Genomic DNA, 12,577 nt, shown 5'->3' on the forward strand with positions numbered 1-12,577 from the left:
CAATTTAATTGTAGTTCAGGAAGAAGATTGATAAAACTATACTAATTTGGTAGAATTAACTTTTGTTCTGTTAGTAATCTCGTTCAAAAAGCTTATTTTTGCTGCCGAATATTAGGAAGCTGTTTGTTTAATTCATTGATATCTTCCAAACTAAACTACAATCTAAAATTTAAAAATGCTTTCAAAGAAAACAAAATACGGAATCAAAGCTTTAACTTATTTGGCCAGACGTGAAAACAATGAGCCTGTACAAATTGCTGAAATTGCGAAAAGTGAACATATTTCGATTAAATTTCTGGAAAGTATTTTATTGCTACTAAGGAATTCAGGTTTTCTGGGTGCTAAAAAAGGAAAAGGCGGAGGCTATTATCTGATCAAAGAACCCAAAGATATCAGCATGGCGAAAGTTTATCGTATTCTTGAAGGCCCTATCGCGTTGTTGCCTTGTGCCAGTCATAATTTTTACGAAAAATGCGATGATTGTGATGATGAAACAACCTGTGCAGCAAGACGTTTAATGACAGAAGTTCGTGATAATACACTTAAAATACTGGAAAGTAATTCTCTGGCTGATATAGCTTTTTAGTTAAATTCTGTTTGATTAAAAATAAAAAATGACCATTTCAAATTCAGAAATGGTCATTTTTTATAGTTATTTTTTGATCTAAAAAATTAATTTATATCCGGCTAAGAAAAGCATTACAGCGATTGCGTTTCTAAGAAACTGATCAGGAACTTTTCCACTCAGCATACTTCCTATAAAAATTCCCGGAAGAGAACCCAATAATAACTGTCCTAACAATATCAAATCCAGATTTCCCATTGATGCATGCCCAATTCCGGCAACTAATGTTAATGGAACGGCATGAGCGATTTCAGTTCCCACTAAACGAGGTGTTGGTAATAATGGGTAAAGAAAGAATAACGTAACGGTTCCTAATGCACCAGCACCAATAGAAGTCAGAGTTACAGTTGCGCCTAATAAAACACCAATTCCTATGGTCAGCATATTTTGAGTTGTGCTTTCGCTGTGAAATTTGTCCCCGGCATGTTTCTGGGAAAATTTTAATATCTTTTGTTTAAATATAATGGCAACAGAAGTAAAAAGCAATGCCCAGCCTAAACTTTGTTTAATGACGGCATTTATAGTAGTAATATCAGTTTTAATACTATTTAATATCCATAAAGTAACTAAAGCAGCCGGAACACTGCCCAGAGTGAGCCAGCCTGTTATAGTCCAATTAATATTGCTTTTTTTATTATGCACATAAATACCTCCCATCTTGGTAAAGGCGGCATATAGTAAATCTGTACCCACAGCTTTTGTTGGCGGAATACCAAAATATAATAAAATAGGTGTCATCAGAGAACCACCTCCAACTCCTGTCAGACCTACTACAAAACCAACAACTAAACCCGCAATAACTAAGCCTATTTGAAAATCCATAAATAAAAGTTTGGCGCAAAAATAGCAACAATTTTATAATTATCCTATAGAAATGGTAGGCTTTAAAAGTGTATCTTTGGAACCAAAAATAATTTTAAGTGTATGTATCTTAAAAACAACGAAATATGATTTTAGATTTATTGAATTTATTTATTTCCATTCTAAAATATCCTTAAAATTTGATTTTTAGAAGTTTAGAAGTTTAGAAGTTTAAAAAAGTTAAAAATTGTTTTGATATTTAGAAATAAGTAGTAATTTTGCTTTTCAATCTACTAACCCGATAGGGTAATGGATTTTAGCAAGGAAGCCCAGTAATTATGGAAAAAGAATTAAAAATTAATAGTGGTGATGTTAAGTTTTATGCATCAATAAAAGAGAAATTATGGATAGGAATACCGGTTGTTTTACTGGTAGGTTTGCTAAGTACACTGATTTATAATCACCATGCCGAATTTTCCTGGGATGGATTTGTTGGAGGATTTAATCAGGAGTTTTTAGTTTTTTTTGCTATCGGTGTTTTTGCACAATTGGTAGACGGTACTTTGGGAATGGGTTATGGAGCGACTTCAACTTCATTTCTATTGGCTTACGGAATTCCTCCGGTAGTTAGCAGTACAGGAGTTCACGTAGCTGAGATGTTTACAACGGGAGCATCTGCAATATCACATCATAAATTTGGAAATATCAATAAAAAACTGGTAAAACATTTATTGATTCCGGGAGTATTAGGGTCTATTACAGGAGCTTATTTGTTATCTGATGTCATTGATGGCGATCTGATTAAGCCTTTTATTGCGGTTTATATGATCGTTCTGGCAGTTGTTATTATCAGGAAAGCATTAAAAAAGAGTATTGTAAAAAAGAAAACTAAAAAATTGAGCGCTTTAGCCGTTTTTGGAGGTTTCATGGATTCTGTTGGAGGTGGAGGCTGGGGCCCAATTGTAACTTCAACATTGTTAGGGAGAGGAAGAAATCCGAGATATACGATTGGTTCTGTAAACGCAGCTGAGTTTGCAATTTCATTTGCCAGCGGTATCACCTTTATGCTTTTTGGAGGTATCCACGGATGGCAGGTAATCATAGGATTGATTTTAGGAGGTGTTATTTCAGCTCCCTTAGCAGCTTATTTGGTAAATAAAATTAAAAGAAAACCAATGATGGTTGCGGTTGGGGTTCTAATTATATTATTGAGTTTAAAAACATTATCTAAATTATTGTAATAAATATTTTAGAAAGGAAAGAGAATTATGAGTGCGACAATTATACAATCACTGTTAGATAAAACGAAAGATTTTTCAATTGAAGAAACTTTTGCTTTTTTGGCTGAAGAATATCCGGGAAAAGTAATTTTTTCGACTTCCTTCGGTCAGGAAGATCAGGTGATTACAGATTACATTGCTAAAAGCAATTTGGATATTACCATTTTCACCTTAGATACCGGAAGGTTGTTTCAGGAAACTTACGATGTTTTTCATAAAACATTAAAAAAATATAAAAAACCGATTGAGGTTTACTTTCCTGAAGCGGCATCAGTTGAAAATTTACTGAAAGAAAAAGGTCCAAATAGCTTCTACGATTCGGTTGAAAACAGAAAAGAGTGCTGTTTTATCCGAAAAGTGGTTCCGTTGCGAAAAGCTTTGGCAGGAAATGCAGTCTGGATTACAGGTTTAAGAGCAGAACAATCCGAGAACAGACAAGATTTGAGTTTGTTCGAATATGATGGAGGTTTTGATATTATCAAATTCAATCCTTTATTAAAATGGACTTTGCAGGAAGTTGAAGATTATTTGAAGGATAACAATGTGCCTCAAAACGCATTACACAAAAAAGGTTTTGTAAGTATTGGTTGCGCACCTTGTACCAGAGCCATTTTTCCCGGAGAAGATATCAGAGCCGGAAGATGGTATTGGGAATCCAGTCATAAAGAATGTGGTTTGCATGGTGCAAAAAAGGAATAATAAAGAAATATAGGTTGCCCTGTTTAAAACAGGTTGAATAAAATATCAAATAAAATATCAAAAATGAGTTCAGTATTAAAAACAAATGCTTTAGAAAGTGAAGCGATATACATCTTTAGAGAAGTTGTTTCTCAGTTTGACAAACCGGTTTTACTTTTTTCAGGTGGGAAAGATTCTATAACATTAGTACGTTTGGCACAAAAAGCATTTTTTCCTGCAAAAATTCCGTTTCCTCTATTGCATGTTGATACGGGGCATAATTTTCCTGAAACAATTGCTTTCAGAGATAAATTGGTGGAAGAATTAGGATTAGAGTTAATTGTTCGTAATGTTCAGGATGCTATTGATGAAGGAAAAGTGGTTGAAGAAACAGGAAAGTATTCAAGCCGTAACAGCTTGCAGACTACAACACTTTTAGATGCAATTGAAGAGTTCAAATTTGATGCCTGTATTGGAGGAGCGCGTCGTGATGAAGAAAAAGCAAGAGCTAAAGAACGTATTTTCTCAGTTCGTGACGATTTCGGACAATGGGACGAAAAAAATCAAAGACCTGAGTTATTTGATATTTTGAACGGAAAAATTGAAAATGGACAAAACGTTCGTGTTTTCCCAATTTCAAACTGGACGGAATTAGATGTTTGGAGTTATATCGAAAAAGAGCACATCGAAATTCCATCAATCTATTTTTCACATAAAAGAAAAGTTTTTTTGAGAGACGGTTTAATCTGGTCACATTCTCCTTTTGTGTATCAGGAAGAAGACGAGCAAATCGAGGAGCGAATTGTTCGTTTCAGAACCGTTGGAGATATGAGTTGTACGGCAGCAGTTGAATCTTATGCGGCAACAATTCAGGAAGTTGTGGGTGAAATCAGAGAATCTACAATTTCTGAAAGAGGAGCCAGAATTGACGATAAACGTTCTGAAGCTGCAATGGAGAAAAGAAAACAACAAGGATACTTTTAATAATTATGAGTTATGAATTGTGAATTATGAATGCAATTCTAGACGAAATTTTAAAAGTGAAAATCAAGAAAACAAAAACATGCAGATTATTAGTTTCAACAGAAAACCTGAAACTTTAAACCTGAAACAAAATATTACAGAATGGACGTTTTAAAAATAGCAACAGCAGGAAGTGTAGATGACGGAAAAAGTACTTTGATCGGAAGATTATTGTATGACACAAAATCATTGACTACAGATAAAATTGAAGCAATCGAAAAAAGCAGTAAACAAAAAGGATATGATTATCTTGATTTTTCTTTGGCAACTGACGGATTGGTAGCAGAAAGAGAACAAGGAATCACGATTGATGTGGCACATATTTATTTTTCGACTGCAAAGAAAAGTTACATTATTGCCGATACTCCAGGTCATGTAGAATATACAAGAAACATGGTTACAGGAGCTTCGACTTCTCAGGTTTCTATCATTTTGATTGATGCCAGAAAAGGAGTTATCGAGCAGACATACCGTCACTTTTTTATCAATAATTTATTGCGAGTAAAAGAAGTAATCGTTGCCATCAACAAAATGGATTTGGTTGATTACTCGGAAGAAGTATTCAACAAAATCAAAGCTGATTTTCAGGCATTAAATGCAAAAAGTACTTTCAAGGAGCAAAACGTAAGTTATATTCCGTTGAGTGCTTTGACAGGAGATAATGTTGTGGATAAATTAGATGGAATGCCTTGGTATCAGGGACAGACCATTTTAGAGCATCTAGAAGGATTGCATTCTTCAGATGTATTTGAAAGTGGAAAAGCACGTTTCCCTGTTCAGACTGTGATTCGTCCTAAAACAGAAGAATACCATGATTTTAGAGGTTACGCAGGAAAATTATACGGAAACTCAATTAAAGTCGGTGATGCCGTTACAGTTCTTCCATCATTAACAGAATCAAAAGTTACAAATATTCACTTTTTTGATAAACAATTTGATGAAGCTGTAGCAGGTTCTTCAGTTACAATCGAATTAGAAAATGATATCAATGTTACGCGAGGAGATATGATTGTAAAATCGGATGAGCTTCCAAAAATTGAAAAAGATATTTTGACTACTGTATGCTGGATGGACAGCAAAAAATTAGTTGCTGGAGCGAAGTATTTTGTACAGCACAATACGAACAGAGTTTTAGCTAAAATTGAAAGTGTTACAAATACAATTGCGACTGATTATTCAGGAACTACTCCGGCTTCACAATTAGCAATTAATGAAATTGGAGAAGTAAGTATCAAATTAAGCAAAGCATTGTATTTTGATTCTTATAATGAAAATAAATCAAACGGAGCTTTTATCTTAATTGATGCCGTAACCAACACAACAGCAGGAGTAGGATTCATTAGATAGTTTCACTGCTGTAAGCTTTAAGCAATAGGCTTTAAGCAAAAAAACACAAAGTTAAAAAAGCCTAAAGCGTACAGCTTAAAGCCTAAAACCAAAAATAAAATGGAAAGTTTTAGAACAGAAATAGAAAATCCGATAGTTCAGAAAGAGATTATCGATTTAGAGAAAAAGATTCACTTATTCCGTGGAGGAAAAATTGATGATGAGCGTTTTCGCAGTCTTCGTTTAGCACGCGGAATCTACGGTCAGCGTCAGGAAGGCGTTCAAATGATTCGTATCAAATTGCCTTATGGTAAAGTTACCAGCGAGCAATTAGTACGTATTACGAAAGTTTCTGATGAATATTCTACAGGGCGTTTGCACATTACAACACGTCAGGATATCCAGATTCATTATGTGAGTTTAGACAGAACTCCGGAACTTTGGGCGAATTTGGCCAAGGACGATATTACATTAAGAGAGGCGTGTGGAAACACGGTTAGAAATATTACAGGAAGCGAATTAGCCGGTGTAGACGTAAACGAACCATTTGATGTTACGCCTTATGCACACGGAATGTTTCAGTACTTATTGAGAAATCCAATCTGTCAGGAAATGGGACGTAAATTCAAAATTTCGTTCTCTTCTTCAGATGAAGATACAGCGTTGAGTTATTTACACGATTTAGGATTTATTCCAAAAATCAAAGACGGACAACGCGGATTTAAAGTAGTTTTTGGAGGAGGTTTAGGTTCTCAGCCAGCACATGCCGAATTACTTTCAGAGTTTATTCCGGTTAACGAAATCATTCCAACCGCAGAAGGAATCATCCGTATTTTCGACAGATACGGTGAGCGTGCCAAAAGAATGAAAGCACGTATGAAATTCTTAATCAAAGAAATCGGAAAAGATGTTTTTCTTGATTTAGTTGAAAAAGAAAAAAAAGCAATTGCTTTTGAAACTTACGAAATTGACACCACTGCTTTTGACGGACCAATTCCGGAACCTTTGTTAGCGGTACCGCAAGTTACTATTGATGATACAGCAGCTTATGAAGCATGGAAAGCATCAAATGTAATTGCTCAGAAACAAGCAGGTTATTACGCAATCGGAATAAAAGTTTTATTAGGGGATTTTTATACCGATAAAGCGAGATTATTAGCTGATTTAATTAAGAATTATGGAGCGAATGAATTGCGTTTTTCATTGCGTCAAAACATTGTAATCCGTCATATAAAAGAAGAAAATTTACCTTTCTTTTACCAGGAATTAGCCAAATTAGATATGGTAGCTTTAGGTTACAATACAATTGGTGATATTACTGCGTGCCCGGGTACTGATACTTGTAATTTGGGGATTGCAAGCAGTACCGGAATTGCAGATGAATTAGAAAAAGTAATCAAAGCTGAATTCCCGCAATACAGCAATAACAGCGAAATTGAAATCAAAATCTCTGGTTGTATGAATGCCTGCGGACAGCATAATATGTCTGCAATAGGATTTCAGGGAATGTCTATCAACTCAGGAAAATTAGTGGCTCCGGCTTTACAGGTTTTATTAGGAGGCGGACGTCTAGGAAACGGAGAAGGGCGCTTTGCTGATAAAGTAATTAAAATTCCAAGCCGTAGAGGACCGGACGCATTAAGAACTATTTTAAATGATTTTGATGCTAATGGAAACGGAGACAAATTCCTTAATTATTATGATGCCAAAGGGGAGAAATATTTCTATGAAATCTTAAAACCTTTTGCAGATGTAACCAATTTAACTGAAGCCGATTTTATTGACTGGGGTAATGCAGACAATTATGTAAAAGCGGTTGGAGTTGGAGAATGTGCCGGAGTTGTAATTGATTTAGTGGCTACTTTGTTGTTAGAAGCCAAAGATAAACTGACTTTCGCACAGGAATCTTTCGACGAAGGAAAATGGGCTGATGCAATCTATCACGCTTATGCAGGATTTGTAAACGGTGCAAAAGCATTGTTGCTTTCAGAAAACCAAAAAACAAACAACCATGCAGGAATTGTAGATTTATTTGATACTGTTTTTGTTGAAAGTGCTAAAATTGGATTGCCAACAACGTTCAAAGAATTGGTTTATCAAATCAATAAAAATGAACCAACAGAAGCATTCGCAAAACAATATATTGAAGAAGGAATTGCATTTTTTGCGATAATAGAAAAATACAGGGCACAGGAATTAGCAAATGCATAATACTATAAAGCCAAAAGTAACTTTAGTCGGTGCAGGTCCCGGCGATCCGGAATTGCTTACACTGAAAGGTGCAAAAGCACTGGCTGAAGCGAATGTGGTTTTGTATGATGCCTTGGCAAATGATGAAATTTTAGGCCACGCTCCTAAAAATGCGATCAGAATTTTTGTTGGAAAAAGAATTGGAGACCATGTTTATTCGCAGGATCAGATCAATCAGTTGATTGTGGATAATGCGCTTACGTATGGAAATGTAGTTCGGTTAAAAGGTGGAGATCCATTTATTTTTGGAAGAGGAAGTGAAGAAATAGAATTCGCAGAAAGTTTCGGAATCGAGACAGTTGTAATTCCGGGAATTTCTTCTGTAGTAGCTGTTCCGGCAAGTAAGGGAATTTCGATTACAAAGAGAGGAGTTTCAGAAAGCTTTTGGGCCATTACAGGAACAACTTCAGACAGGAGATTATCAGCAGATGTAGCTTTGGCAGCACAATCATCAGCAACAGTTGTGATTTTGATGGGAATGCACAAATTACCTCAAATTGTTGAATTATTTCAGCAGGAAAAGAAAGGCAATTTGCCCGTAGCGATTATTCAAAACGGAACAACAGCAGAAGAAAAAGTGGGCGTAGGAACAGTTGATTCAATTATTGAAATTGTAAAACAACGAAATTTAAGTTCGCCAGCGATTATAGTTCTCGGAGAAGTTGTAAAAGAAAGTCACAAGCTAAAAGGATTTTACGAAGAATTTCTGTCAAAAGAAATAGCAGGATAAATTGTAACGTCAGATTTTAGTATTTTCGGCGAAACAAAAAATTAAAATGGAACAAAACGAATTATATCCGGTATTCTTAAAACTTCACAATCTAAATGTGCTGATTGTAGGTGGAGGAAATGTTGGATTGGAAAAGCTTTCTTTTTTATTAAAGTCGAGTCCAAATGCCAATGTTGAGGTAGTTGCGCCAGATTTTCATCTTGAGATTAAAGTTTTAGCTGAAAATCATCCTTCAATTAAATTGACGGAAGCAAAGTTCAAAAAGAAAATGCTCAATAAGAGACACATGGTAATCGCCTGCACGGATGATTTAGCGGTGAATAAAAGGGTTTACGATTTGTCCAGAAAGCGTTATTTGATTTGCAATATTGCCGATACACCCGATTTGTGTGATTACTATTTAGGCGGAATCGTAACAAAAGGAAACGTAAAAATTGCCATTTCGACCAACGGAAAATCTCCAACGACAGCGAAAAGGCTAAGGGAGTTTTTTGAAGAAGTAATTCCGGAGGATATCAATAGTATGGTTGAAAACCTCAATGAATACAGGAAAACTTTAAAAGGGGATTTTGAAGAAAAGGTTAAAAGAATGAACGAAATTACCGCTTCGTTAAAAAATAAAGAGTAAAAAGTTTCGCAAAGAAATGAATGATAAAAATCATTGAAATTAGAATAAATTATTCGTTTCTTTGTATTATTAAGAATGATTATAAACAACACCATAATGATTAAAACAGATATACTTATAATTGGAGCAGGACCAACAGGTTTATTTGCCGTTTTCGAGGCAGGATTATTAAAATTAAAATGCCATATTTTGGATGCTTTGCCACAACCGGGCGGACAGCTTTCAGAGTTGTATCCAAAAAAGCCTATTTATGACATTCCAGGTTTCCCGGAAGTATTAGCAGGTGATTTGGTGGATGGACTGATGGAGCAAATTAAACAATTTGAACCAGGTTTTACCTTAGGTGAGCGTGCCGAAACAATTGAAAAGCAAGAAGACGGAAGTTTTATCGTAACCTCAAATAAAGGGAAGAAATTCCATGCACCTGTAATTGCGATTGCAGGAGGTTTAGGAAGTTTCGAGCCAAGAAAACCTCTTATTGAAGATATCGAATTTTATGAAGATAAAGGTGTAAAATACTTTATCAAAAATCCTGAGAAATTCAGAGATAAAAGAGTAGTGATTGCAGGAGGAGGAGATTCAGCATTAGACTGGAGTATTTTCCTTGCCAATGTAGCTTCAGAAGTAACTTTGATTCACCGCAGAAATGAATTCAGAGGAGCTTTAGATTCTGTAGAAAAAGTACAGGAATTAAAAACTGCCGGAAAAATCAAATTGATCACACCGGCTGAGGTAATCGGGATTAATGGTGCTGAACACGTAGAATCTCTGGATATCGAAGAAAACGGAGCACACCGTAAAATCGAAACAGATTTCTTTATTCCGCTTTTCGGATTAACACCTAAATTAGGTCCAATCGGAGACTGGGGATTAGAAATCGAGAAAAATGCAATCAAAGTAAACAATGCATTAGATTACCAAACCAACATCCCGGGAATCTTTGCAATTGGAGATATCAACACTTACCCTGGAAAATTAAAATTAATCCTTTGCGGATTCCACGAAGCGACATTAATGTGTCAGGCAGCATACGGAATCATCAATCCGGGTAAAAAATACGTTTTAAAATACACAACGGTTTCCGGTGTAGACGGTTTTGACGGAACTCGTAAAGAAGCGCCAAAAGCAGTTGTTAAGTCGATAGTTTAAACAAAGCTTCTAAGTTGCTAAGCGACTAAGATTTTAAATATTGAAAGCCCAAACTTTTAAAGTTTGGGCTTTTTTGTTGATGTTAACTTAAACTTAGTCTCTTAAAAGCGAAGTAACTTTGCCATTATACTATTTTTACAAAGAAAAAAAAATGAATTTAGTATTTTGAAAAATCAAGATAAAATGCTAACTTTAAGAAAGTATTCAAAAATTATCTATTATGAACAATTGGAATGAAGAATTAGCATCCGAAGAAAAGGCAAAAATTGACAATGAGATTAAGATGACTGATAGTGAATTTACAGATCATCAGGAAATCATGGATACGTTTCTAAAATGGGACAGAAGTTTTTAAATAAAGACCCATTTTTTAATCTCAAATAATAACCCATATTTTTCGGTATAAAAGGCTAAAGTCTTAAACAGAAAGCTCAAACTTAGACATAAGTTTGAGCTTTTTTATTACAGAAATTTTCAGCTTAGAAAATCAGAATCTTAGCAGCTTAGAAACTTTAAAAAACACTTGCAATTAACGCCTTTATGTCGTTACTTTGCACCGTTCATAATTTTATTGAAAGTTATCACGAAAGGCGGAGGGAAAGACCCAATGAAACCTTAGCAACCCTTTACCATAAAGAAGGTGCTACATTCTGCTTAATGCTCTGGTGTTAAGGTAGATAACGAAAATACAAGCAGTATTTCTCAAAACTTTTCCTGACAACATTACAACATAATTTTACTGAATAATATTTAGTAAAAGGAGCGAATTATTGGTGCATTTTTGCAGGCATTAGTTCCCGCTGTACACAATATCTTTTATTCTGAACCCCAGAATAAAAGGATATTTGCTCCCATCGGGGCTAAAAAGCTATCAATTGTGAACTTTTGGAATTAAAAATCAAGATATCGATTAGATCAAACAAGTTTCAAAACCTGTCAGGTCTAAATTAAAAGAATTAAAAAACTTAGCCTCTTAGAGCTTAAGCGTTTTAGGAGCTAAAACATAAAAAATATGTCAATAACAATTCAGGAAGCAATCAAAAAAAATATCCTAATCCTTGACGGGGCCATGGGAACCATGTTACAGCGCTACAACTTCTCCGAAGAAGATTTTCGTGGCGAACGTTTCAAAGATTTTCCGCATCCGCTAAAAGGAAACAACGATTTATTGTCCCTGACACAGCCACAGGCAATTCGCGACGTTCACGCTGCGTATTACGAAGCTGGTGCGGATATCGTAGAAACCAATACATTTTCCGGAACTACAATCGGTATGGCCGATTATTTCATGGAAGATCTGGTTTACGAACTCAACTACGAATCGGCTAAAATTGCAAGACAAGTTGCAGATGAATTCACAGCAAAAAATCCGGAAAAACCACGTTTTGTAGCCGGTTCAATCGGACCGACAAACCGTACAGCAAGTATGTCGCCAGATGTAAACGATCCGGGTTACAGAGCCGTAACTTTCGACGATTTACGAATTGCATACAAACAACAGGTAGAAGCTTTAATGGACGGAGGCTGCGATTTACTTTTAGTAGAAACAATTTTCGACACGCTAAATGCAAAAGCGGCACTTTTTGCAATTGAAGAAGTAAAAGACGAACGTAACATCGATATTCCAATCATGGTTTCAGGAACGATTACCGATGCCTCAGGAAGAACACTTTCCGGACAGACTGTTGAAGCTTTCCTGATTTCAGTTTCGCATATTCCGTTATTGAGTGTAGGTTTCAATTGCGCATTAGGAGCCGATTTGCTGAAACCGTATTTAAAGACATTAGCACAACATACGCAATTCAACGTTTCAGCACATCCAAATGCAGGATTGCCAAATGCTTTCGGGCAATACGATGAAACGCCAGAACAAACACAAGAATTCATCAAAGAATATTTAGAGGATAATTTGATTAATATTATTGGAGGATGTTGTGGCACAACTCCGGATCATATTCGATTAATGGCGGAAGTTGCCAAGGATTATAAGCCTAGAGTGGCGCCAACTTTTGAATAACGTTTTGTATGAGGTTTTCGAAAACAGATTGTATTCGAATAATTGAAGATTTCTAGAAGGAATAAGAGGT

General features: G+C 35.5%; 12 protein-coding genes and 1 riboswitch. Of the genes, 11 read left to right on the plus strand and 1 reads right to left on the minus strand.

All coding sequences use genetic code 11. The annotated features are described in order from the left end of the window. The first annotated feature begins 175 nt into the window (after positions 1–175). A complete protein-coding gene (locus DMB68_RS11930) occupies positions 176–586 on the plus strand; it encodes an RrF2 family transcriptional regulator (protein WP_110346882.1) in 411 nt (136 codons plus the stop codon). A gap of 78 nt (positions 587–664) precedes the next feature. Here DMB68_RS11930 and DMB68_RS11935 read toward each other — a convergent pair whose 3' ends face one another. Beyond that, positions 665–1,447, minus strand: coding sequence for a sulfite exporter TauE/SafE family protein (locus tag DMB68_RS11935; protein ID WP_110346883.1), 783 nt, complete (start codon positions 1,445–1,447; stop codon positions 665–667). A gap of 317 nt (positions 1,448–1,764) precedes the next feature. Between DMB68_RS11935 and DMB68_RS11940 the strand changes: the two genes are divergently transcribed. The 10 genes from DMB68_RS11940 to DMB68_RS11980 all read left to right on the plus strand — a co-directional run bounded on the left by DMB68_RS11940 (position 1,765) and on the right by DMB68_RS11980 (position 12,507). Continuing rightward, positions 1,765–2,667: a sulfite exporter TauE/SafE family protein gene (locus DMB68_RS11940; RefSeq protein WP_110346884.1), complete on the plus strand. Its 903-nt coding sequence runs from the start codon at positions 1,765–1,767 to the stop codon at positions 2,665–2,667. A 27-nt stretch (positions 2,668–2,694) separates the two neighbouring features. Continuing rightward, entirely contained in the window at positions 2,695–3,405 is a 711-nt protein-coding gene (locus tag DMB68_RS11945; protein WP_110346885.1) for a phosphoadenylyl-sulfate reductase, read from the plus strand. Positions 3,406–3,468: 63 nt separating this feature from the next. Then, positions 3,469–4,368, plus strand: a complete 900-nt coding sequence (cysD, locus tag DMB68_RS11950; protein WP_031454309.1) for a sulfate adenylyltransferase subunit CysD — start codon at positions 3,469–3,471, stop codon at positions 4,366–4,368. A gap of 141 nt (positions 4,369–4,509) precedes the next feature. Next, on the plus strand, positions 4,510–5,754 hold the full coding sequence (locus DMB68_RS11955) for a sulfate adenylyltransferase subunit 1 (RefSeq protein WP_110346886.1): 1,245 nt from the start codon (positions 4,510–4,512) through the stop codon (positions 5,752–5,754). Between the two features lie 99 nt (positions 5,755–5,853). Next, on the plus strand, positions 5,854–7,944 hold the full coding sequence (locus DMB68_RS11960) for a HEPN domain-containing protein (RefSeq protein WP_110346887.1): 2,091 nt from the start codon (positions 5,854–5,856) through the stop codon (positions 7,942–7,944). After that, the gene (gene cobA, locus DMB68_RS11965; protein ID WP_110346888.1) at positions 7,937–8,713 is read left to right on the plus strand and encodes a uroporphyrinogen-III C-methyltransferase; all 777 of its coding nucleotides are present in this window, start codon (positions 7,937–7,939) and stop codon (positions 8,711–8,713) included. Before DMB68_RS11960 ends, cobA begins: the two co-directional genes overlap by 8 nt. 46 nt (positions 8,714–8,759) lie before the next feature. Continuing rightward, positions 8,760–9,341 (plus strand): precorrin-2 dehydrogenase/sirohydrochlorin ferrochelatase family protein, encoded by a 582-nt coding sequence (locus DMB68_RS11970; RefSeq protein WP_110346889.1) that lies wholly within the window; start codon positions 8,760–8,762, stop codon positions 9,339–9,341. A gap of 96 nt (positions 9,342–9,437) precedes the next feature. Then, a complete protein-coding gene (locus DMB68_RS11975; RefSeq protein ID WP_031454314.1) occupies positions 9,438–10,490 on the plus strand; it encodes an NAD(P)/FAD-dependent oxidoreductase in 1,053 nt (350 codons plus the stop codon). Between the two features lie 220 nt (positions 10,491–10,710). Next, positions 10,711–10,845: a hypothetical protein gene (locus tag DMB68_RS23740; RefSeq protein ID WP_262510115.1), complete on the plus strand. Its 135-nt coding sequence runs from the start codon at positions 10,711–10,713 to the stop codon at positions 10,843–10,845. 220 nt (positions 10,846–11,065) lie between these two features. Then, positions 11,066–11,174: riboswitch (SAM riboswitch) on the plus strand. Between the two features lie 328 nt (positions 11,175–11,502). Then, a complete protein-coding gene (locus DMB68_RS11980; protein ID WP_110346890.1) occupies positions 11,503–12,507 on the plus strand; it encodes a homocysteine S-methyltransferase family protein in 1,005 nt (334 codons plus the stop codon). Positions 12,508–12,577 lie beyond the last annotated feature (70 nt).

It is taken from the genome of Flavobacterium hydrophilum, from assembly GCF_003202405.1.
GTDB classification, from domain to species: domain Bacteria; phylum Bacteroidota; class Bacteroidia; order Flavobacteriales; family Flavobacteriaceae; genus Flavobacterium; species Flavobacterium hydrophilum.